This window comes from Neisseria musculi (genome assembly GCF_014297595.2).
Classification (GTDB): Bacteria; Pseudomonadota; Gammaproteobacteria; order Burkholderiales; family Neisseriaceae; genus Neisseria; species Neisseria musculi.
The window spans coordinates 2235492-2258795 of record NZ_CP060414.2 but is presented as its reverse complement, the minus strand read 5'-3'; the positions used below and the strand labels follow the sequence as shown (position 1 = coordinate 2258795).

Annotated in this window: 17 protein-coding genes, 1 pseudogene and 1 CRISPR repeat array; of the genes and pseudogenes, 12 read left to right on the top strand and 6 right to left on the bottom strand. The window is 53.5% G+C overall.

Going from position 1 to position 23304, the window contains the following annotated elements:
* Nucleotides 1-159 precede the first annotated feature (159 nt).
* The 5 genes from H7A79_RS11645 to H7A79_RS11625 all read left to right on the top strand — a co-directional run bounded on the left by H7A79_RS11645 (nt 160) and on the right by H7A79_RS11625 (nt 5845).
* Complete coding sequence (locus tag H7A79_RS11645) at nt 160-1698, top strand: ABC transporter permease/substrate-binding protein (RefSeq protein WP_187000342.1); 1539 nt, start codon at nt 160-162, stop codon at nt 1696-1698.
* Nucleotides 1695-2621 carry an ABC transporter ATP-binding protein gene (locus tag H7A79_RS11640; RefSeq protein ID WP_187000341.1) on the top strand — a complete coding sequence of 309 codons (927 nt, stop codon included), beginning with the start codon at nt 1695-1697 and terminating at the stop codon, nt 2619-2621. The genes H7A79_RS11645 and H7A79_RS11640 overlap by 4 nt, the downstream gene beginning before the upstream one ends.
* The gene (locus H7A79_RS11635; RefSeq protein ID WP_135036285.1) at nt 2584-2850 is read left to right on the top strand and encodes a hypothetical protein; all 267 of its coding nucleotides are present in this window, start codon (nt 2584-2586) and stop codon (nt 2848-2850) included. The genes H7A79_RS11640 and H7A79_RS11635 overlap by 38 nt, the downstream gene beginning before the upstream one ends.
* Nucleotides 2851-3431: 581 nt before the next feature.
* The gene (lysS, locus tag H7A79_RS11630) at nt 3432-4943 is read left to right on the top strand and encodes a lysine--tRNA ligase (RefSeq protein WP_187000340.1); all 1512 of its coding nucleotides are present in this window, start codon (nt 3432-3434) and stop codon (nt 4941-4943) included.
* A 305-nt stretch (nt 4944-5248) separates the two neighbouring features.
* Nucleotides 5249-5845 (top strand): 5-formyltetrahydrofolate cyclo-ligase, encoded by a 597-nt coding sequence (locus H7A79_RS11625; protein ID WP_187000339.1) that lies wholly within the window; start codon nt 5249-5251, stop codon nt 5843-5845.
* 19 nt (nt 5846-5864) lie between these two features.
* Here H7A79_RS11625 and H7A79_RS11620 read toward each other — a convergent pair whose 3' ends face one another.
* A complete protein-coding gene (locus H7A79_RS11620) occupies nt 5865-8066 on the bottom strand; it encodes a UvrD-helicase domain-containing protein (protein WP_187000338.1) in 2202 nt (733 codons plus the stop codon).
* A 380-nt stretch (nt 8067-8446) separates the two neighbouring features.
* On the opposite strand from H7A79_RS11620, the pseudogene H7A79_RS11615 reads away from it, so the two are divergent.
* From H7A79_RS11615 to H7A79_RS11600, 4 genes and pseudogenes are all read left to right on the top strand, one after another.
* Nucleotides 8447-8842 (top strand): annotated as a pseudogene (locus H7A79_RS11615) (FMN-binding negative transcriptional regulator).
* A gap of 404 nt (nt 8843-9246) precedes the next feature.
* Nucleotides 9247-9897 carry an IS1595 family transposase gene (locus H7A79_RS11610; protein ID WP_186999959.1) on the top strand — a complete coding sequence of 217 codons (651 nt, stop codon included), beginning with the start codon at nt 9247-9249 and terminating at the stop codon, nt 9895-9897.
* A gap of 79 nt (nt 9898-9976) precedes the next feature.
* Nucleotides 9977-10090, top strand: coding sequence for a hypothetical protein (locus H7A79_RS11605; protein WP_353663620.1), 114 nt, complete (start codon nt 9977-9979; stop codon nt 10088-10090).
* A 110-nt stretch (nt 10091-10200) separates the two neighbouring features.
* A complete protein-coding gene (locus H7A79_RS11600; protein ID WP_135033440.1) occupies nt 10201-10362 on the top strand; it encodes an ATP-binding protein in 162 nt (53 codons plus the stop codon).
* Between the two features lie 191 nt (nt 10363-10553).
* On the opposite strand, the gene H7A79_RS11595 is transcribed toward H7A79_RS11600, so the two are convergent.
* The 4 genes from H7A79_RS11595 to H7A79_RS11580 form a co-directional block, all read right to left on the bottom strand.
* Nucleotides 10554-11123 (bottom strand): L-threonylcarbamoyladenylate synthase, encoded by a 570-nt coding sequence (locus H7A79_RS11595; RefSeq protein WP_135036302.1) that lies wholly within the window; start codon nt 11121-11123, stop codon nt 10554-10556.
* Between the two features lie 946 nt (nt 11124-12069).
* Nucleotides 12070-13341 (bottom strand): phosphoribosylamine--glycine ligase, encoded by a 1272-nt coding sequence (gene purD, locus H7A79_RS11590; protein ID WP_187000336.1) that lies wholly within the window; start codon nt 13339-13341, stop codon nt 12070-12072.
* Between the two features lie 338 nt (nt 13342-13679).
* Entirely contained in the window at nt 13680-14291 is a 612-nt protein-coding gene (locus tag H7A79_RS11585; RefSeq protein WP_187000335.1) for an IMPACT family protein, read from the bottom strand.
* A gap of 2 nt (nt 14292-14293) precedes the next feature.
* Complete coding sequence (locus tag H7A79_RS11580; protein WP_187000334.1) at nt 14294-15346, bottom strand: threonine aldolase family protein; 1053 nt, start codon at nt 15344-15346, stop codon at nt 14294-14296.
* A 318-nt stretch (nt 15347-15664) separates the two neighbouring features.
* Between H7A79_RS11580 and cas9 the strand changes: the two genes are divergently transcribed.
* The 3 genes from cas9 to cas2 are packed head-to-tail and all read left to right on the top strand — an operon-like array spanning nt 15665 to nt 20153.
* Nucleotides 15665-18868: a type II CRISPR RNA-guided endonuclease Cas9 gene (gene cas9 / locus H7A79_RS11575; protein ID WP_187000333.1), complete on the top strand. Its 3204-nt coding sequence runs from the start codon at nt 15665-15667 to the stop codon at nt 18866-18868.
* Between the two features lie 57 nt (nt 18869-18925).
* The gene (gene cas1 / locus H7A79_RS11570; protein ID WP_187000332.1) at nt 18926-19834 is read left to right on the top strand and encodes a type II CRISPR-associated endonuclease Cas1; all 909 of its coding nucleotides are present in this window, start codon (nt 18926-18928) and stop codon (nt 19832-19834) included.
* Nucleotides 19827-20153, top strand: a complete 327-nt coding sequence (gene cas2 / locus H7A79_RS11565; protein ID WP_135033316.1) for a CRISPR-associated endonuclease Cas2 — start codon at nt 19827-19829, stop codon at nt 20151-20153. Before cas1 ends, cas2 begins: the two co-directional genes overlap by 8 nt.
* Nucleotides 20154-20217: 64 nt before the next feature.
* Nucleotides 20218-21639: direct repeats of the CRISPR family, unit length 36 nt; unit sequence ATTGTAGCACTGCGAGATGAAAGAGGAAGCTACAAC.
* 24 nt (nt 21640-21663) lie between these two features.
* Here cas2 and H7A79_RS11560 read toward each other — a convergent pair.
* Complete coding sequence (locus H7A79_RS11560; protein WP_187000331.1) at nt 21664-22824, bottom strand: hypothetical protein; 1161 nt, start codon at nt 22822-22824, stop codon at nt 21664-21666.
* Nucleotides 22825-23304 lie beyond the last annotated feature (480 nt).

Sequence of the window (23304 nt, the reverse complement as noted above, 5' to 3'; positions counted from 1 at the left end):
TATTCTGCCAGTCTAGAGCCTAAATAATTCTTCAGACGGCCTTTGGCTTATGCCATAATCCAGGCATCGATAAACCAGCCGTTTTCAGCCCGGTCGATACTGCCCGCCCACTGCCTGCCTTCATGCCGGCTTTCACACACTTAAAAAACACCCCTCTATATGAATATATTCCTGCAAACCCTGCTGGAGCGCAAAAACGAACTGATCACTGCCACGCTGGAGCATCTGCTGATTTCTCTGGCTGCCCTGCTGTGTTCGGTAGCGGTTGCCGTGCCGCTGGCGGTGTGGTTTTCCGGCCGCCGCAAACAGGCAGAAGCTGTGTTGCAGCTCACCAATATCCTGCAAACTATTCCTTCGCTGGCAATGTTGGGGCTGCTGATTCCCTTTGTCGGCATCGGCGCTCCGCCGGCATTGATTGCGCTAACCCTTTATGCCTTGTTGCCTGTTTTCCAAAACACTTACTTGGGTTTTTCTGAAATCGACCCAGCTATCAAAGAAGCAGCCACCGCTTTCGGGCTGTCGCGCTGGCAGAAACTGGTTAGAGTGGAGCTGCCTTTGGCGTTTCCGGCGATGATTTCCGGCATCCGCACTGCGGCCGTGCTGATTATCGGCACCGCCACGCTGGCAGCATTGGTGGGCGCGGGTGGTTTGGGAAACATTATCTTGCTGGGTATAGACCGCAATAATATGGCCCTCACTTTTATCGGTGCGGCCGCTTCTGCATTGCTGGCGGTGGGCGTGAGCGGTTTGGTGTACCGTCTGCAACGCAAAAAAGCCGGCCGTGCGCTGGGGATGGCCGTTTTTTTGGTGGCTCTGTCGGCGGGAGTGCAGTGGTGGAACAGCGGGGGCGGCGACCGTCAAGTAGTGGTGGCCGGCAAATTGGGCAGCGAGCCGGATATCTTAATCAATATGTATAAGATGCTGATTGAAAATGAAAATCCAAATATTCAAGTGGTGTTGAAGCCGAATTTCGGCAAAACCGGTTTTCTGTTTAACGCGCTCAAACACAACGAAATCGATATCTATCCCGAATTTACCGGCACCGTATTGGAGAGCCTGGTCGAGCAGCCGGCAGGGAATAAGGGGCGGATTTCCAGCCCGCAACAAACCTACCGGCTGGCCAAAGATTTGCTGGCCGAACAATATAAAATGCTGTTGTTGGAGCCGATGGGCTATCAAAACACCTATGCGCTGGCGCTGCCGCAGGCGTATGCGCAAAAACACAATCTTGCCGCCATTTCGGATTTGGCCAAGGTAAAAAACCATGTGCGCGCCGGGTTCACGCTGGAGTTTATCGACCGGCAAGACGGCTATAAAGGGCTGGCAGAAACCCATCATATCCGGCTGAAACACGTTTCCGGCATCGAGCCTGCGCTGCGCTACAGTGCGCTTTCAGACGGCCGTGTCGATCTGATAGACGTCTATTCGACTGATGCCGAAATCCGCCGCCACCGCCTGCAACTGCTCAAAGACGATTTGCAGTTGTTTCCCTATTATCAAGGCGCGCCGCTGATGAAGGCCGAATTTGCCCGCCGGCATCCGCAAGTGGTTCGTTCGCTCGAGCGGTTGGCCGGCAAAATCAGCGAAGAAGAGATGTCAGAAATGAACAACCGGGTAAAAAACAACGGCGAAACGCCGGCCAAAGTTGCAGCCGACTATCTCACCACCCATAAATTGTTGCGTAAGGAGGCCCCATGAAAGCCATTATCGAATTTCGCGGAGTCGGCAAACATTACGGCAATAAACACGTTATCAGCGGCTTGAACCTCAGCATTTTCGAAGGCGAATTTTTCGTGATGGTCGGCCCTTCGGGCTGCGGCAAAACCACCACCCTCAAAATGATTAACGCACTCACCGAGCCCAGCGAAGGCAATGTTTATTTCAACGGCCGGCGCATCAAAGATTACGACATCCGCCGCCTGCGCCACCGCATCGGCTATGTTTTACAGCAGATTGCCCTGTTTCCCACCATGACAGTGAAACAAAACATCGAGCTGGTTCCCGATATTTTGGGCTGGAGCAAAACCGAACGCAGCCGGCGCAGCGGAGAACTGCTGGAAATGGTCGGCATGCCGCCGGCCAAATATGCCCACCGTTACCCCCGCGAATTATCCGGAGGCGAGCAGCAGCGCATCGGCATTTTGCGTGCCATTGCCGCCAAACCTGATGTGTTGCTGATGGACGAACCATTCAGCGCGCTCGACCCGCTCTCCCGCAACGCCTTGCAGGAAATGGTGGCCGACATCCACCGCCGCTTGTCCACCACCATCATATTCGTTACCCACAACATGAGCGAAGCGCAACGCCTGGCCGGCCGCATCGCCGTTATGCAGGACGGAAAACTACAGCAAACAGGCACGCCCGAAGAGCTGCAAACCCGGCCCGCCAACGAATTTGTGCGCTCGTTTTTCCAAAGTGAACATACCGATTACGGCAAAATCAGCCAAATCGCCAACCTGTTGCCGCTCAGCAGCGGCAATCTGCCCGAGCTGGATCCCGATGACAATGTTTCCGAGCTTTTTGCGCTGCTGAGCCGCCACCCGAGGGTGCGCATACGCGGCTTGGGCGAAATCGATGGCAGCCGTGTGTTCGACTATCTGCACAACCGTCAAAACCGTTAAAACCGAATATTCCAAACACCCGCCAACCCGGGGCGAAAAGTTTTCAGACGGCCTGAAACAGCCCGCGCTACATCTTCAATCGCCGCCCGATGGGTTTTCAGACAGCCTGAAACAGCCGTCTGAAACCACCCTGCCCCCGAATCATTTACCCGCAGCCTGCCGAAACCAACACAAAGCGGCAGAGCGCAGACAGCGCGGGCAGCGGGTTACAGGCAGGCCGGTGCCGTAGCCGTTTCAAAGCCGAAACCTTTGCAACATTCAAAAAATACTGCCGGAAATTTATTTGCCGCCATCAGTTTCGCCGCTGCGCCAGCCTGCCGAATTACCCCGTGCAGGCAGCAGCAATTGGAGCGTTTCAATGTGTTTGACCCAAACTTCAATCGTTTCATTCAAACCCCGCCTTCGCGCAAACCGGGGCATTGGAGCTTTTCAGACGGCCTTAAGGTGTTTTTGCAAAGCCCCGCGCGTGCATGGCGAACCTCCTTTCCTTTTCGTTGCGTTGCCGTCTTGGCAAAGCCAACGGCTTTACCTGTCTGCGGGCGGCAGCAGCGCCGGCTCCGCACAGTTTTTACCCCTGCCTTGTGCCGGAAACGAAGGGGGTTCACCACAGCTATGGGCATCTGGATACATTGCCATATTTCGGGGCAGCCGCACACCACCCGTGCAGCTTGTATATTTTTATGCCGGCCGTCTGAAAATTTATTTTTCAGACGGCCGGGCGCATAGAAAAAACAGCCGGAATCACGTAAAATACCGCCCAAAATTCAACGTTATCAGGCCGGTGTGCCTGCATTTTCCGGAACCTTTCCCATGAGCCTACAGCCCCCACACCCCGAAGAGCTGCAATTGAGCGAAAACCAAATCATCGCCCTGCGCCGCGAAAAACTCCATGCAATCCGCCAACAGGGGATTGCCTTTCCCAACCAATACCGCCGCGATGCCTTTGCCGGCGATTTGCAGGCGCAATACGGCCGTCTTGAAAAAGCCGAGCTCGACCCGCAGGAAATCCCCGTGAAAATCGCCGGCCGCATGATGCTGCAACGCGCCATGGGCAAAGCCGGTTTCGCCACTCTGCAAGACATGAGCGGCCAGATTCAGGTGTATGTAAACAATCAAGGCGTGGGCGAAGAAGCGCACAACGCCTTCAAACATTGGGATTTGGGCGACATCATCGGCGTGGAAGGCACCCTGTTCAAAACCAACCACGGCGAATTGACCGTGCGCGCCGCCAAGCTGCACCTGCTCACCAAATCGCTGCGCCCGCTGCCCGACAAACACAAAGGCTTAACCGACCAAGAGCAGAAATACCGCCAACGCTATGCCGATTTGATTACCAACGCCGATTCGCGCAACACCTTTATCAAACGCAGCCGAATCATTCAGGCCGTGCGCAACTATATGGCGGGCCAGCGTTATCTCGAAGTAGAAACCCCGATGATGCACCCGATTCCCGGCGGCGCGGCGGCCAAACCCTTCGTAACCCACCACAACGCGCTCGATATGCCGCTTTATCTGCGCATCGCCCCCGAGCTTTATCTGAAACGCCTGGTGGTGGGCGGGCTGGAGCGCGTGTTTGAAATCAACCGCAGCTTCCGCAACGAAGGCATGAGCACCCGCCACAACCCCGAATTCACCATGATGGAATTCTACGAAGCCTTCTGCACCTACGAGCGCATGATGGAAATGACCGAAAGCGTGATCCGCCATGCCGCCCGGGAAGTGTGCGGCACCGCCAAAATCCGCTACAACGGCCAAGAAGTCGATTTGGAAAGCCCGTTCGAGCGGCTGACCATTCTCGAAGCCATAAAAAAACACAACCCCCACTACACCGATGATCAGTTAAACGATGCCCAATGGCTGAAACAGGAAATCGTGAAACACGGCGAAAAAATCCCGCCCGCGCCCGGCATCGGCAGCCTGCAGCTGGCGCTGTTTGAAGGCTGCGCCGAGAGCAAACTGTGGCACCCCACCTTTATCATCGACTACCCCGTAGAAGTCTCGCCGCTGGCGCGCGCTTCCGACACCAAACCCGGCTTAACCGACCGCTTCGAGCTGTTTGTTGTCGGCCGCGAACTGGCCAACGGCTATTCGGAATTAAACGACCCCGAAGACCAGGCCGCCCGCTTCAAAGCGCAAGTGGCGCAGAAAGAAGCCGGCGACGATGAAGCCATGCACTATGATGCCGACTACATCCGCGCCATGGAATACGGCCTGCCCCCCACCGGCGGCAGCGGCATCGGGCTGGACCGTTTGGTGATGCTGCTCACCGATGCGCCCTCTATCCGCGATGTGGTTCTGTTTCCGCAAATGCGCCCCGAATAGACAGCACCGCATTGCGGCAAACCGCAGGCCGTCTGAACATACATTTCAGACGGCCTGAATAACTTGCAAAGGCACCAACCTGAAACCCCGCAGCAATTGAACTTAATGCACAATACAGCGAATCCGCCCCATCTTCATCACCAGGCAGCAGGCAGCGGCAAACGCAAACAACACGGAGCCGGCCCTGCTGCCGCGCGCTAAAGCGGCCTGCCAAACCATGCTTTTGGGGTCGAGATACAGCAACACCGTAACAGAAACGAAGAGGGTTCACGATACCCCGCCCCAACACACAAAGGCCGTTTGAAATGAACATGCAAGATAAAGCCGGGCTGCGCCGCCGTTTGCGCCGCGCCCGCCAGTCGCTGGGCAAAAGCGAACGCAAACGCGCCGAGCGCGCCGCCAACTGTTTGCTGAAACACCATATCCGCCGCCGCGCCCGCATCGGCATTTATTGGCCGGTGGGCAGCGAGCTGCGGCTGGGCGGTTTTATTCAGACGGCCTTAGCGCGCGGCGCCCGACTTTATCTGCCCTATATCGAGCCGCGCTCGCTGCGGCTGTGGTTCACCCCTTATCAGACCGACAGCCGCAAGGCCGAACGCCGCCACAGCCGGGGCAGCTTGGCCATCCCGCAATTCGGCGGCAGAAAAATCCGCGCCCACCGCCTCACCGTTTTGCTGGTGCCGCTGGTGGGCATCGACCGGCAGGGCTACCGGCTGGGCCATGGCGGCGGCTACTACGATGTTACGCTGGCAGCCTTGAAAGGCCGTCTGAAACCGCACACAGTGGGCGCCGGCTTTGCCTGCCAGATTTGCGCCCGCCTGCCGCACGAAGCACACGATATTGCGCTGGATTCATTCGTCAGCGAAGCAGGCAGGGTAGATTTTCCCGCCAGGCCCGCCTAATCCGCCTGCACATGTTTTTTCAGACGGCCTCCAACTTGGCAAACGCAGTATCCAAATCTTTCACCCCTTCTTTGCCGAAATTAATCGTCAGCCTTGCCGAGCCGCCTTTATCCACCGCATCGATAATCACGCCGGTGCCGAATTTGGCATGGCGCACGTTTTGGCCGATGGTAAAACCGTGGTATTGCTGCGGCGCGTAAAATGTTTCGACAACGCGGCTGCCGGCCTTCTTCGACACACCGGCAGATCCGCCGGCGCGCTGCGGGGCGGGCGAAAGGCGGTGGAGCACTTCAGGCGGAATCTCTTCAACAAAGCGCGAAACGATGCCGAAATGGGTTTGACCGTGCAGCAGGCGCTGTTGGGCCATGCTGATATAAAGCCGTTTGCGGGCGCGGGTAACGGCCACATACATCAGGCGGCGTTCTTCTTCGAGGCCGCCGCGTTCGGCCAGGCTGTATTCGCTGGGAAACAGCCCTTCTTCCATGCCGGTGAGAAAAACGGCATCAAATTCCAAGCCTTTGGCGGCGTGCACCGTCATCATTTGCAGGGCTTCTTCGCCGGCACCGGCCTGGTTTTCACCCGATTCGAGCGCGGCATTGCTTAAAAAGGCGAGAATGGGAAACAGCGGGCTTTCGGCGGCGTTGTCGGGCAGAATTTCAAAATTGCTTTCAGACGGCTTAAAAGCAACGGCGGCATTGATGAGTTCGTCCAGATTGTCTAAGCGGTCTTGGTGGCTGCCTTTTTGGGTTTGGTAGTATTCGACCAGGCCGCTGTCGCGGGTAACGGCAAGCATCATTTCCTGTAGGGATACATTGGCGGCTTGCGCGCGCAGGCCTTCGATTAGGCGCACAAAGGCAGCAACTTTGGCGGCTTTCGCGCCCATACCGCAGGCAGCCTGCCACAGCGAAACACCCTGCTCTGCGGCGGCGGCCTGAATGTTTTCGATGGTGCGGGTGCCGATGCCGCGCGGCGGGGTGTTGATCACGCGCAACAGGGCGTTGTCGTCATCAGGGCTGACGGCCAGGCGTAGGTAGGCCAGCGCGTGTTTGATTTCCTGGCGCTCGTAAAAACGCAGCCCGCCGTAGATTTTATAGGGCATGCCGGCGGCAAACAGAGCCTGTTCGATGATGCGCGACTGGGCATTGCTGCGGTAGAGCACCGCCATATCATCAAGCCGGCGGCCTTCGCGTTGCAGCGATTTGGCTTCGTCAATAATGAACTGCGCTTCATCATAATCAACGGGGGCGCAGTAAAAGCGGATTTTGTCGCCGCTTTCGGCTTCGGTGCGCAAATTCTTGCCCAGCCGCTCGGCATTGTTGGCAATCACCGCGTTGGCGGCGGCAAGAATGTGGCCGTCTGAACGGTAGTTTTGTTCGAGCTTGATGGGCGCCTCAATGCCGAATTCGCGCATCAGGGCAGTCATATTGCCGACATGCGCGCCACGGAAGCGGTAGATAGACTGATCGTCATCACCCACCGCAAACACAGCCGCGCCCCCGCCGGCCATCAGCTTGAGCCAGGCGTATTGCAGTTTGTTGGTATCTTGAAACTCATCAACCAAAATATGGTTGAAACGGTTTTGGTAGTGCAGGCGCAGCGTTTCATCGGCCTGCAGCATTTCATAACTTCTGAGCATCAACTCGGCAAAATCCACCACCCCTTCGCGGTTGCAGGTTTGATCATAAGCCGCGTAACACTCAATCATGCGCCGGGTGTACGCATCGGGCGCAGAAAGCTGCGCGGCGCGCAGGCCGCTTTCTTTTTGGGCGTTGATAAAGCCTTGCAGCGAGCGCGGGGCAATGATTTCTTCAGCAATGTTAAGCTGCTTGAGCAGCCGCTTGATTAGGGCGAGCTGGTCGCCGCTGTCGAGAATCTGAAAAGTAGAAGGCAGGCCGGCGGCTTGGTGGTGCAGGCGCAAAAAGCGGTGGCACAGGCCGTGAAACGTGCCCAGCCACATGGCGCGCACGTTAACATGGCTCATCGCCCCCAGGCGGGTTTGCATTTCTTTGGCCGCTTTATTGGTGAACGTTACCGCCAAAATGCCGTGCACACCGGCCTGGCCGCTTTGCAAAAGCCAGGCAATGCGGGTGGTGAGCACACGGGTTTTACCGCTGCCCGCGCCCGCCAACACCAACGCAGACTGCGGCGGCCAAGTAACGGCAGAGAGTTGTTCGGGGTTCAAGCCGTGCAGCAGGGATACAGATGGATTTTGAGAAAACATAAAAAAAGCAGGCCGTCTGAAAAATAGTCTGAAAAATAAAAGATGGGCATTATCATGAATCCACATTGTTTCCGCTACGGCTTGACTGCCCCTGCTCGAAGAGAACGGTTTGGCAAGCCGCCGAAGCGGCAGCAGAACCGGTTCCGTATGGTCTGCAGCTTGCTGCCGGTGCCGGAAATAAAATGGCTTCACGCTATTGTAATGGATAAGGCCGCCTGAAAACGAAAAGGTTTATTTTTCAGACGGCCTGCTTCTATAATTTAATTTTGCGCACCAAACCGGCTTGCAAACCTATATCGATAAAAGACACCCGATATTTATTTTCGCCCAATTCCGCCAAACCGATTCCACCGAAATCCGCCTACCCGCCCGCCACGCCGGTGGTGAAACACAGCAAAACCATTTGCAGGCCGCCCATATCCCGCTTTAACCGGCACGACAACAGCAGCAAATGGGGCACACTTCACGGCCACTTTGCCGAGACCAACCCCGTTTGGCAGGCCACCGGCACAGAAAACCGCTGGCTGGCAGTATTTCAAGACAGCGGCCGCTATATCTCGCCCAACTGGTATCCGAGCAAACAGCGCGACCACAAAGCCGTGCCGACCTGAAATTATCAGGCAGTACATTTGGAAGGGTATTTGACGCTGATTGATGATGCCGACACTGGTTATGCCATTCTCGCCGAATCAAGCCGTATCCACGAAGCAACCCTGCCACACCCGTGGCAGCTTACCGATGCACCGCAAGATTATCTTCAAGTGATATATAAATAATTGAAATGTTTTGAATTAACAGTTGAAAATGTGGAAGCTGCCTATAAACTGAACCAAAACCAAAGCACAGAAACCCACAACGGCGTACTGAGCAGTTTGTCCGACCAACCCGACCCGGCAGTGGAAACAATGACACAAAACATCACGCGTTTTGCACCGAACCTATAACATAGGCCGTCTGAAAAATATGGTGGGGTACACAGAAAAAGGGGAATAACTCAAAGGCGTATCCGCAGTATCGGGTATTAGGATAAAGGCAACAAAATTTGCACAACATAGAGCCTTGGAAGACTTTCAGTTCGACAATCCGAGGCAGACTAAGGTCATATCCGTCTACTGATGGAAAACGATTGGGGCTGTACTAGATAACTAGGGAAATTTAACTTCAGGTTAGAATAATCCCTATGAGAAAAAGTCGTTTAAGTCAGTACAAGCAAAACAAACTGATTGAACTATTTGTTGCAGGTGTTACCGCTCGCACAGCGGCGCAATTAGTTAGCGTCAATAAAAATACCGCTGCCTATTACTTCCACCGTTTGCGCTTACTTATCTATCACAACAGCCCGCATCTGGAAATGCTTGATGGTGAAGTAGAAGTTGATGAAAGCTATTTTGGCGGACAACGCAAAGGCAAACGTGGTCGCGGTGCGGCTGGCAAAGTGGCTGTATTCGGGCTTTTGAAGCGTAATGGTAAGGTTTACACCGTTGCCGTACCCAATACACAAACTGCGACTTTATTGCCAATTATCCGCGAGCAAGTGAAGCCTGACAGCATTGTTTATACCGATTGTTACAAAAGTTATGACGTTCTTGATGTGAGCGAATTTTCACATTTTCGGATCAATCACAGCACACATTTTGCTGAGCGACAAAATCACATTAACGGAATTGAGAACTTTTGGAACCAAGCAAAACGCCATTTACGCAAGTTTAACGGCATTCCCAAAGAGCATTTTGAACTGTATTTGAAAGAGTGTGAATGGCGTTTTAACAACAGTGAGATAAAATTTCAAATTTCTATTTTAAAACAATCAGTAAAGCAGGATTTGTTCTAGTTATCTAGGACAGCCCCAAACGATTATATCTGCAACCAACATTATTTTTATTGGAGGAGCAGGAACCGGCAAAAGCCGTTTGGCAACGGCTATCGGTCTGCACACGGTTTCGGAAGGGTTTCGGGTAAGGTACTTCAACGTATTGGATTTGGTTAACCATTTGGAGAAAGACCTGTACCGGTTTGGAAGATAAAATGATTAGGCAGTTGGACAGTATGATCTTCCGATATTGGACGAACCGGGCTATTTGCTATTCAGCCCAAAAAGCGGGGGTATTGTTGTTTAACCTACTGGGTCCTTTACATGAGAAAGTCAGTTTGGCCGGTTAGCCAATCCGGTGTTTGCGAAACGGGGGGTGTATTCGGAGACGAAACCATGACGCAGGCTTTAATAGACAGGTTGCTGCACCGTTGCGAACCGATTGAAACGGACAATGAGTCTTTCAGGTTTCAAAACTGTTGCTGATGCCAGTTTGAAAGTGGTGCACTTTTAGATGACTGTTGGCAAGTAGTAAATAAGTCTCAATTATCTATTTTAAAATAATTAGTAAGAAGCAATTTGGTCTAGTTCTCCAAGACAATCCCTAAACTAACACCGCATTGGCTGAAATTGAGTCCGTCTGAAATCCTGCCTTTAATTTTTCCCTGCTGCGTATCCTAACGCAAACGCTGTCCGGTTTCTGCATCGATAATCCGGCTTGGTGTTTTCCTGCCGCCGATGCGTCCGCCGATGACCCGCACACTGCGGCCGAACAAGCGCCGTGCTTCGCGCTCGGTTTTACAGGGTCTGCCGCCGGCGCGGTTGCATGATGTGGAAACCAGCGGCGTATTCAACGCCTTGCACAACTGCCGCGCTGTTGAATGAGCAGGCACCCGCACCGCCAGCTTGCTGCGCCCGCGTCCGCGCAACAGCAGCGGCAAACGGCGGCAGGGTAACAGAAACGTTTCCGGCGCAGGCCATTGGTTTTCCAACATCGCCGTCATGCTTTCAGACGGCCGCCCCAGCAAAGGCAGCAATTGTGCCAAACTGTTGCCGATAACTATCATACCTTTGTTTTGCGGGCGTTTTTTCAGGCATACTAATTTTTTCAACGCCCGAGTATGATACGGCAGGCAGCCGATGCCGTAACAGGATTCGGTGGGATATGCCACCAAACCGCCTTGTTTCAGATGGGCTGCCAACCCTGCCCGGGCGGCAGCCGAAAGAATACGCGCTGTTTTCATCATTTTTCTTTTTCGGTTGTGGCCTCGTCTTTTAAGGTAAGGCAAGGTGAAACGGTTGGAAGGGTGTAACCCCTTGCCGGTGGGCAACATATTAGTTAGGCGATGCCTTATGTATAGGAAACAATAGAGGTGCAGATGAGTCTGATAATCTGAGCCATCCGGGCCGGATAAATGCGGTAGGCCAACAGCTTTTTCAGATGGCCTGCCGCTTTGTAAACCGGCTTATGGCGGGTAGCGGGTGTATTCTCGATACAAAAGGGCAGGCAATCGCCGGCGGTGCGCTCGCACCATCGGCTTGGGCGGCCTGCTGTTTCGCCCTGCGCAACCGCTCTCTTGGGTTGAGATGTAAATACCGTACCGATGCCTGCCAATTATTAGGCCGTCTGAACATACCCGCTGCCGTTACCGGTTTTGCAAACCATTGTATGCCCTTTAAGCCGGCAGAAATTCAACCCACAATTTTAAAATTGTTGAAATCAAATACTATTTAGTTTTAAGGTTCGGACTGATATTTGAGCAGAAATGGCAAATCGACCTTTTGTGCGGTTAAATTTTCAAAATTTTACCCGGAAGCCGTTCAAAAGCGCTACCGCTGATACGGCAGGCAAATGCCTGCCTGAAAAGAAACAGTGGCTGTCTGCCTAATCCGGGATAACTGCAAACCATCTTTTTCGGGCGGGTACCGGTTTGTTGCGAAAGCCGTTCAGGCCGTCTGAAACTGTTTCAGACGGCCTGAAATGTTGGAAAGCCCGGCGTTGTTTGCACTTTTCATTGTTAGCATAAGCCTTGTTTGGGGGTAAGGCTTGTTAATCATTCCGGAAAATGCGTTAAAACCGCAGAATTGCCGGAATATTCAAAAACTGCAAACAGCTGTTGCGGCGAAAAAAACCAAAACTGCCCGGCATCAAAAATGTAAACCCCCGGCTTTTTATTGCCGTTTGAATAATATTTAGCGGTGAACGGCTTTGTCGGCAATATCCGTGCGGTATTGCATGCCGTTAAAGCGGATTTTCTCCACCGCCTGATAAGCCCTGGCTTTCGCAGCGGCTGCACCATCGCCCAGGCCGACCACGCATAACACTCGCCCGCCGTTGGTGAGAATTTCACCTGTTTCACCGGCGGCGGTGCCGGCATGGAATACTTTGCCGATTTGGCCGGCTTGCTGCAAACCGTTGATAATGTCGCCTTTTTTTGGGGTTTCGGGGTAGTTTTCCGCTGCCAGCACCACGCCGACAGCGGTTTGCGGGCTCCATTTGGCGGTAACGGTATCCAGCCTGCCTTCGATGGCGGCGGTCACCAAATCCGAAAAATCGCTGTCGAGGCGGCTCATGATCGGCTGGGTTTCGGGATCGCCGAAGCGGCAGTTGAATTCGATGGTGTAAGGCGAGCCATCGGCACCAATCATCAATCCTGCGTATAAAAAACCTGTAAATTCATGCCCTTCTGCCTTCATGCCTTGCACGGTGGGCAAGATGATTTCGTTCATGGCGCGTTGATATACGGCAGGCGTAACCACCGGCGCGGGGCTGTATGCGCCCATGCCGCCGGTGTTGGGACCTTTATCGCCATCAAGCAGGCGTTTGTGGTCTTGGCTGGTAGCCATCGGCAATACATTGTTGCCGTCTGCCATTACGATAAAGCTGGCTTCTTCTCCTTGCAGAAAATCTTCAATCACCACCCGCGCACCGGCGTTGCCCATTTTGTTGCCCAGCAGCATATCGTCAACGGCAGCGTGGGCTTCTTTTAGCGTCATCGCCACAATCACGCCTTTTCCTGCGGCCAAACCATCGGCCTTAATCACAACCGGTGCGCCTTTTCGGTTGAGATATTCGTGGGCTTTTTCTGCATTTTCAAAGGTTTGGTATTGCGCGGTGGGGATGCCGTGTTTGTACATAAAGGCTTTGGCGAAATCTTTCGAGCTCTCCAATTGTGCGGCATGGCGGGTGGGGCCGAAAATTTTCAAGCCGGCGGCACGGAAATCGTCAACGATGCCGGCGGCCAGCGGTGCTTCAGGGCCGACCAGCGTAAAGGCGATATTTTCGCGTTGGCAGAAATCAATCAAATCGGCATGGGCGGTGAGCGACAGATTATACAGTTTGGGTTCGGCTGCCGTGCCCGCGTTTCCCGGGGCGACAAAAACGGCTTCTACTTTGGGGGATTGGGCGAGCTTCCAAGCTAGGGCGTGTTCGCGGCCGCCACTGCCGATAACGAGCAATTTCATGATGATTCCTTGATTAAAAAGATATTTTATAAACTCAAGCCGTTTTGGGGTAACGGGTTTTGAGCTGGCTTTTATAGCATAAAATGACACGGTGTCTGCATTAACCCGTTCTCTGCAAGGCATTTCTAAGATTGCCAACCCGCTTCATAGCTGTTACGGCATTGCTGCGCCTTAGTTAAAGAGAACGGTTTTTCAGACGGCCAAGCGGCAGCAGGGCCGGCTCGGTAGCGTGATGTTGTCTGCGGCTTGCCGGGTGCCGGAAATGAAGCCGGGCTCACCACTTAATGCTGTTCCACGTTTTAAGCTGCCCGCTTGTTTCGGGTTGCCAATGTTTTCTTTCAGACAGCCTCTTCAGGCTGTATTTCAATCGAGCGCGTCTGTTCCCAAGCTGCCAGGCAGGCGGCGTAGTTGGCCAGCGGAATGCTCACCGTTAGCCGGCAGTCGAGCTGTAAATCCTGCGCCACCACTTCTGCCTGATGTTGTTTGGCAACACGGATGGCATCGTTCAAATGCGGGTAGCCGCAGCGCAGCCAAACCGTTTTTTCGATATTTTTTTCTAATTTTTCAGCCAATTGCAATGCTTCGGCGGTGGCGGTTTTATAGGCGTGGATCAAGCCCGGCACGCCGAGCAGGGTGCCGCCGAAATAACGCACCACCACCACCAGCACATCAGTAAGCCCCGCCGAATCAATCTGCCCTAAAATCGGCCGGCCGGCACTGCCGGAAGGCTCGCCGTCGTCGTTGGCACGGAAAGTGTTGCCGTCAGTGCCCAAACGGTAGGCATAACACCAATGGCGGGCTTTATGGTGTGCCTCGCGCAGGGCATCGACATAGTTTTTGACGGCCTCGGTGGTTTTTACAGGATAAGCGAAAGCAATAAAACGGCTGCCTTTGTCTTTGAATTCGGCCTGCACCGGTGCGGCGATGGTGTGGTAAACCGTGGCATTCATACTTATACCGCCCCCACCGCCTGCCGCACCGCTGCCAGCAGCGCATCGATATGCCTGCAGCGGGTGTCGAAGCTGCATACAAAACGCGATGTGCCTTGTTCGTCCCAATCATAAAAATCCGTATGGCCGCGCACTTTATCTGCCGCGCCCTGCGGCAGTTTCGCAAACACGGCATTGGCTTCGGCGGGGTAAACCAATTCCACGCCGCCGATGCTTTGCAGGCCGTCTGAAAGCCTTTTGGCCATCATATTGGCCTGCTGCGCGGCTTCGCGCCACAAATCCCCTTCCAACAGCACAATAAACTGCGCAGAAATAAAACGCATTTTGGAAGCCAGTTGCAGATTGAGTTTGCGCAGATAGCCGAGGCCGTCTGAAACCTTTTGCGGGTTCAAAACCACCACGCATTCGCCGAACAACAAGCCGTTTTTGGTGCCGCCGAACGAGAGAATATCCACCCCCGCATCCGTGGTGATTTCGCGCAGCGGCACACCCAGCGCGGCGGCGGCATTGGCCAGGCGCGCGCCGTCCATATGCAGCGCCATGCCGTGTTGGCGGCAAAACACGCCGATAGCGCAGATTTCCTGCGGCGTATAGACCGTGCCCAGCTCTGTGCTTTGCGTGATGCTCGCTGCCAACGGCTGGGCGCGGTGCTCGAAACCGTAGCCGTGCGCATGGCGGGCAATCAGCTCGGGCGTGAGTTTGCCGTTTTCCGCCGGAACCGTCCACAGCTTGAAGCCGCCCACCGCTTGCGGCGCGGTGCTTTCGTCTGCATGGATATGCGCCGTTTCGGCACACACCACCGCTCCCCAGCGCGGCAGGCAGGCCTGCAAAGCCAACACATTCGCGCCCGTGCCGTTAAACACCAAAAACGCCTCGGCTTGTTTGCCGAAATGCCGTTTGACCAGCGTTTGCAGATGTGCGGTATAAGGATCGTTGCCATACGCGCCCACATGGCCGCCGTTGGCCGCCGCCAGCGCGGCCAAAATATCGGGGTGGATGCCGGAACAGTTGTCGGAAGCGAAAGAATGTGCATCGGGATTATGCAGCAGGTTCATGCCGATCTTTCAGGGAGTATAGGGATTAAAGGCCGTCTGAAACCTTTTCAGACGGCCTGTTTCGTTGGGCGGATTTTAACAGATTATCTAAGACGATGCCCCCGGCCGGAAATCCGATCGGGGGCTCATACTATAAAGTATTTTACGTCGCGGCACATCTTTTCAGACGGCCTTATTGTAGCAACGGCTCTCATCTCGTAGTGCAACAATGTTCCTATTATAAATTCGACCCACATGGCTGTCAAATATTTATTTGCTATGTTAATTAGTGTTATTATTTTGCTTATTTGTTAACAGCTTTATTTGCAAAGGGAAAAAATGAAAACAACTACTTACAGATATATTCTCGGTTTGGATCTGGGCATTGCTTCGGTCGGTTGGGCGTTGGTGTTGGTGGATGAAAACGAACATCCCATCGGTCTGCTGGATTGCGGGGTGAGGGTGTTTGAGCGTGCGGAAATGCCTAAAGACGGCAAATCGTTGGCGGCGACAAGGCGGCAGGCGCGCAGTATCCGCCGTTTAATCCGCCGCCGCGCCCACCGTTTGCTGCGTCTGCGCCGCCTGTTGAAACGCGAAGGGCTGCTGAGTGCGGCAGATTTTGCGGCCGACGGGCTGCCTGCTGCCATGCCGGTCAATACTTGGCAGTTGCGTGTGGAAGGATTGGACAGAAAACTGGCTGAAAAAGAATGGGCGGCGGTGCTGCTGCATTTGGTCAAACACCGCGGTTACCTGTCGCAGCGTAAAAACGAGATGCAGACGGAAGATAAGGAGCTGGGCAAACTTCTGGCAGGAGTGGCGGAAAACCGCCAATTGCTGGCAGATAATCCCGAACAATACCGGACTCCGGCGGAGTTGGCAGTTAAACGGTTCGCCGTACAAAGCGGCCACCTTCGCAATAAAGGCGGCGATTATGCCCACACCTTCAACCGCTTGGATTTGCAAAAAGAGCTGCATCTGCTGTTTGCCAAACAGCGCGGATTGGGCAATCCGTTTGCCTCTGCGGAGTTGGAAAACAAAGTGGATATGCTGCTGATGACACAGCGCGCCGCACTGCAAGACGGTGCGGTGTTGAAAATGCTCGGGCACTGCACTTTTGAGCCGCAGGAATATAAAGCGGCAAAACACACCTACAGCGCGGAGAGCTTTATTTGGCTGACCAGGCTGAACAATCTGCGCATTCTGCACAACGGCGAAGAGCGGGCGTTAAACGAACACGAGCGGAAGCTGCTGCTGGACGAACCATATAAAAAGGCCAAGCTGACTTACAAGCAAGTGCGCAAAATATTGGATCTGCCCGACAGCGCGGTATTCAAAGGGCTGCGCTACGGCAAAAGCGAAGACGGCCTGAAAGCCGAAAGCGGCGCGCTGATGGAAATGAAGGCCTACCACAAAATCCGCACCGTTTTGGAAAAAGCAGGTTTGAAAGGCGAATGGGAAAACCGCATCCGCAACCCTGAAGTGCTTGATGCAATCGGCACGGCATTTTCGCTTTATAAAACTGACAACGACATTCAGACGGCCTTAGCCGATTTAGCCTTGCCCGAAAAGGTATTGGAAGCCTTGTTGAAAGGCATCGGTTTCGATAAATTCATTCAACTTTCGCTTAGTGCTTTGCGCAAGATTTTGCCGCTGATGGAACAGGGGCTGCGCTATGACGAGGCCTGCACAAAAGTTTACGGTAACCATTATGGTGCAAAAATACAACAAAACAGCTTGGTGCTGCCGGTGATTGACGGCAACGATATCCGCAATCCGGTAGTGTTGCGCACACTCACGCAGGCACGCAAGGTGGTTAATGCCGTTATCCGCCGCTACGGTTCGCCGCTGCGCGTGCATATCGAAACCGCGCGCGAATTGGGCAAATCATGGGATGACCGCAAGGAAATCGAAAAACGGCAGGAGGAAAACCGCAAAGAGCGCGAGCGCGCAGCAGACGAGTTCAAAGAATATTTCCCCCACTTTGCAGGAGAGCCCAAAGGGCGGGATATTCTGAAAATGCGGCTTTACAATCAACAACAGGGCAAATGCCTGTATTCCGGCCTGCCATTGGATTTAGGCAGTCTGAACAAGACAGGTTATGTGGAAATCGATCATGCGCTGCCGTTTTCGCGCACTTGGGACGACAGTTTCAATAATAAGGTTTTGGTGCTCGGCAGCGAAAACCAGAAAAAGCGCAACCAAACGCCTTACGAATATCTTGATGGTGCAAGCAACAGTGAGCGCTGGCGCGAATTTCAAGCCCGGGTGGCGGGCTGCCATTTTCCGTATGCGAAAAAACAGCGGATTCAGACGGCCAAACTCAACGAGCAGGATTTTATCGATCGCAATCTGAATGATACGCGCTATATCGCCCGCTTTTTGTGCGGCTTTATCGAGAATAACCTGCATTTGGAAGGCAAAGGCGAGCGGCGGGTGTTTGCATCAAACGGACAAATCACCGCTTTGCTGCGCGGTTTGTGGGGCTTGCGCAAAGTGCGTGAAGAAAACGACCGCCATCATGCTTTGGATGCCGTTGTGGTGGCCTGCTCCACCGTATCGATGCAGCAGAAAATCACCGAAGCCATGAAGCGGCGCGAATCGCTGGAAACCGTCAACACAGAAACGGGCGAAGTCAAACAGCGCATTCCGCAACCGTGGGATTTTTTCCGGCAGGAAGTGATGATCCGCGTGTTCAGCGACCATCCGCGCGAAGAGTTGGCAGAAAAACTCAACTCCCGCCCGCAGGCGCTGCACGAGCACGTTGCTCCGCTGTTTGTTTCCCGCGCGCCCAACCGTAAAACAACCGGGCAGGGGCATTTGGAAACCATCAAATCTGCCAAACGCCTGTCTGAAAATATCAGTGTAGTCAAAAAACCGCTGGCTTCTTTGAAAACCAAAGATATTGAGAATATTGCCGGCTATACAGCCAACCGTGAGCCTGAGTTTTATCAAGCATTGAAAAAACGGCTGGCTGAATTTAACGATGACCCCAAGAAAGCCTTTGCCGAGCCGTTTTACAAACCTACGAAAAACGGGGAACAAGGCCCGTTGGTAAAATCGGTGCGGGTGGAAGATGATAGAGTGAAAGTCGGTTTGGCTGTTCGTCATGGGATTACGGATACAAACGGTGATATGGTGCGTGCTGATGTTTATCAAAAAGCAAATAAAAGCGGCAGAATACAGTATTTTGTTGTCCCTGTGTATGCGTGGCAAATAGCGAAAGGAGTATTGCCGTTATTAGATTGCCGAGGATATAAAATTGATGAAACTTATACATTCTGTTTTAGTTTGCATAAATATGATTTGATTTCCTTCCCGAAAGACGGTAATCCTGAGGAGGAACAACTGGTTTATTACATAACTTGCGATAGTTCGAACGGTCGTTTTTGGATTGCCTCCCATGATAAGGGTGCCAAGGAGCAGCAATTCCGTATCAGCACGCAAAACCAATTATTTATCAAAAAATACCAAACCGATCCTTTAGGCAAGGAAATCCGCCTGTGTAAACCTGAGCAACGCCCTGCCTTAAAAATCAAACGATAAATCATCACCCGGCCGTCTGAAAACCGTTTCAGACGGCCTTTTTATAAAGGGAATTTTATGAGCTGGCGCAGTATCCTTATTAGCAAACCTGCCCGCCTGTCGTTACAGCAAAACCACTTGCTGATCCAACAAGACGATACAGTTCCCGTACCGCTGGAAGACATTGCCGTGATTGTGGTCGAATCGCGCGAGGTAGTGCTTACCGCTCCGCTGCTATCGGCACTGGCACAATACGGCATCACTCTGCTCACCTGTGATGAGCAGTTTCTGCCCTGCGGGCAATGGCTGCCCTTTGCCCGCTACCACCGCAGCCTGAAAATCCTAAAATATCAAATGGAAATGACCCTGCCGCAGAAAAAGCAGCTTTGGCAGCAGATTGTGAAACAGAAAATCCGCAATCAGGCCTGGCTGCTGGACTACAGCGGACACGATATTGCGGCAGGCCGTCTGAACGCATTGGCCGACAGCGTGAAATCGGGCGATAAAAACTTTGCCGAAAGCCAAGCGGCCGCGCTCTATTTCCGCGTACTGTTTGGCGAACACTTTACCCGCAGCCACGATAATGCCGTGAATGCCTGCTTGAATTACGGTTACAGCATCGTGCGTTCCGCTGTTGCCCGCGCTTTGGTGCAGTATGGCTTTCTGCCTGCACTGGGCCTGCAGCATCATAGCGGATTAAACGCCTTTAACCTGGCCGATGACTTTATCGAGCCCTACCGCCCGATGGTGGATTTACTGGTATGGGAAAACGGCTTTACAAACGGGTTGCCGGATACGCTGACTCCGCAGGCCAAGCAAAAATTGGTGTCATTGCTGCACTGCCAAATCAAACTTGATAGGCGCAGTTATTCCCTATTGGCTGCCATCGACCGCACCGTACAGTCTTTTCAGACGGCCTTAACCGGCGGTTCAAAAAATTTGAAGTTGCCCGAGATGCTTCCTTTAAAGGTGCAGGATTATGAGTGAGGCCAAGTTTATGCGCTTAATCGTATTTTTCGACCTTCCGGTCACCACCGTAGAAAAACGCAAAGCCGCCAGCCAATTTCGGAAATTTTTGCAAAAAGACGGCTACCAAATGCTGCAATTATCTGTTTACTCCCGCATCGTACGCGGCAGAGATGCGTTGCAGAAACACCACAAACGGCTGCAGGCACACTTGCCGGAGGAGGGGCAAGTCCGCTATTTAGAGGTAACCGAAAAGCAATTTGCAGGCATGATTATGCTGATCGGCGAGCCGAAACCGCGTGAAAAAAAGGTGAATGCCGACCAACTTTTACTGTTTTGACACAGTTTTTCAGAGCAAAATAAAGCAGGGAATCCTTATAAAACAAGGATTCCCTGCTTGGGTAATTGTAGCACTGCGAGATGAAAGAGGAAGCTACAACAGAGTGTGGAAACCGGAGAACTCAAGTGGTATTGTAGCACTGCGAGATGAAAGAGGAAGCTACAACGTGCTGGGAAGTAGTAGAGTTATGAGCAAAATTGTAGCACTGCGAGATGAAAGAGGAAGCTACAACTTACCTCTTGCCCGTCTTTCTATGTTTCACATTGTAGCACTGCGAGATGAAAGAGGAAGCTACAACTTCTTCTAAGCTGAGATTGTTTATATCCTTATTGTAGCACTGCGAGATGAAAGAGGAAGCTACAACCAGCATGGCGCGTTCCAGCGCAATTCTGTTATTGTAGCACTGCGAGATGAAAGAGGAAGCTACAACTGAAGGTTTCGTCAAAAATCAGGACAATGGATTGTAGCACTGCGAGATGAAAGAGGAAGCTACAACCACAGCCTGTGGCAGCCTGTGCCCGGCGAGATTGTAGCACTGCGAGATGAAAGAGGAAGCTACAACGGCGGCTTGCTTCTTTCACGTCCTGCACGTATTGTAGCACTGCGAGATGAAAGAGGAAGCTACAACCCTGAACACGCCGGGTGTAACCGAAGTATTATTGTAGCACTGCGAGATGAAAGAGGAAGCTACAACTCGACGAGGCACTGGGCAGCAGTTGGTTTAATTGTAGCACTGCGAGATGAAAGAGGAAGCTACAACGTTGGCGGCCTTTTAGGGATTGACCGCCCTATTGTAGCACTGCGAGATGAAAGAGGAAGCTACAACGCAACACTCTTCCTGCAAAGGTCACTTTTCATTGTAGCACTGCGAGATGAAAGAGGAAGCTACAACCATCGGGTATCAAGGCATTGCGCCTTGTCGATTGTAGCACTGCGAGATGAAAGAGGAAGCTACAACCAAAGGCGGTAACGGTAAGACCCAGGTCGGATTGTAGCACTGCGAGATGAAAGAGGAAGCTACAACCTGTGCGCGGCGCTTGTTCGCTTTATAAAGATTGTAGCACTGCGAGATGAAAGAGGAAGCTACAACTCTCACGGTTTATTCGACAGCTACGAAGAAATTGTAGCACTGCGAGATGAAAGAGGAAGCTACAACCTTGGCTTCCCCGCCGTATAGGCGGGAATCATTGTAGCACTGCGAGATGAAAGAGGAAGCTACAACACAGAGGCGGACGCTACACATTCGATTCGGATTGTAGCACTGCGAGATGAAAGAGGAAGCTACAACCCGTTTCTCATGGCATCGGCCAAGGCCGAGATTGTAGCACTGCGAGATGAAAGAGGAAGCTACAACGAAGAAATCATTGCCCCGCGCTCGCTGCAAATTGTAGCACTGTGAGATGAGAGAGGAAGCTACAACTCCCGAAAGCGTGTTTATACGCCCCGACCAATTGTGGCACTGCGAGATGGGAATGGAAGCTACAACTAACACACTATACTTTTTCCGGTTTCAAGGCCTGAATTGTCCGCCTGCTTCAACATATCCGCCACATATCAGGCCGGGCGGTTTCCCCCTGGCCGCCACTGCACCGCCTGATGAAGGCAAGACACCCTTGCTCGGTTTCAGACAGTCTTTACGCTCTGTTTGGGCAACCGGCGGGGCGCAGGGCAGAAAGTCGTGCAGGGCCGGTTTGTGATTCGGCTGTCTGCAAACGCCTGCTGACCGATGGCCGGCTCGGGAAAGCAGTTGATAAAAAGCGGGCGGTTTTTCTTTCGGCCGCCCCCGCCGGCAAAGCGGGGAGGCATCGGACGCCGGCATATTGACGGGCGGTGCCGCCTTGCTCCGAACCGGGCAGGGAATCCGGCAAAGGCGGGATTGACGGCCGTCTGAAACGGACGCGCCGGTATCGGGCATGGCCGCTTCAGACGGCCGGCCGAGTGATAAAACCGAGTTCCTTTCAAATATCTGCCACAGCATTATCGGTTTCCGCCGGCGGGCGGCGTGATAAAACTTTTCATCCACAGCGTATCGCTGCAACGGAGTTATCGGTTCCTGCCGACCGGAGTAGTGATAAAACGGCAGCAAACGCCCGCATAACGACTCCCAAGTTCCTGGTTGCCGGCCGGCGGCGTGATAAAAACCGCCCGCCCGTGCGCTCGGCTTTTTCGCCAACGCCCGAAAATCACGCAGCCGTTGCTTCGGCAGACAACACAAGCTTCCCGGCATCAAAAGTGTGAGCAGCCCGGCCTTTTCCAACGCACGCCCACCGTCTGCAACCGGCGGATGACTGCGGGCAAAGAAAGTGTTCCATGAGCCGGAAAACCGGTTGGGCCGGTTAAGGCGGGAGCATATTTCAAACGCCTTCTGCTCGGTGCTTACGGCCGCTGCCGTTTCTGCCCGTCTGTCGGGCAAGGAGGCGATACGCGCCGATAATCCATAAAACGCCCTTCTGGTTTTTGCCTCTGTCAGATAAGGAGGCGATACGCTTCGGCAGTTCCTTTCTCGGCACAACCCGGTTTTGCCCTCCTGTTTGGATAAGGGGCGCGATACGCACACACGGCGGTATTTCCATGCTGCCGCTCCCCAAAACGCCGCCGCCCGCCTGCTTTGCCTGCCTGCACGGCGTTTGGCAGGTTCGGGTTCCCTATCCATCATTTCACGCTCGGCCAAACGGCCGGATGCTCCGCTTCGGATAAGGTTTTGTCCTGCACAACAGGGGTTCGGGCAGGATAATTGACGGTTTGCAGGCAGAGGCAATCATGGCTTGATTCACGGAATACGCAGGCGGTGCAGGATTTGGGAAAGCGCTCGGGTTCAGGCGTGGCGATGCGGCAGGCTGATGACCGTTCAACTTACTTTCACAAACGGATACTTCAACGCCAAACTAAACGGGCTGTACCGGCTTAACAGCCTCTTTCAGGCTTTTTGCCGGGCGGCCTGCCCGAGCCGCTGCGTTCAGACGGCCAAAGGTTGCGGGAAAAGCAGGCCGGAGCTTACCGCACTGATGCGGCGGCGGGTGTTTGGCCGGAGGCGGGCAAGGGTGGGCGGCGGACACGGTGAGGCATGCAAGAGTGTGGCGGGTAACGGTTTGTAATGAATCGGGTTTGTTGAGGAGGAATGTCAAAATGCCCCCTTTCCTGAGGGTAATAT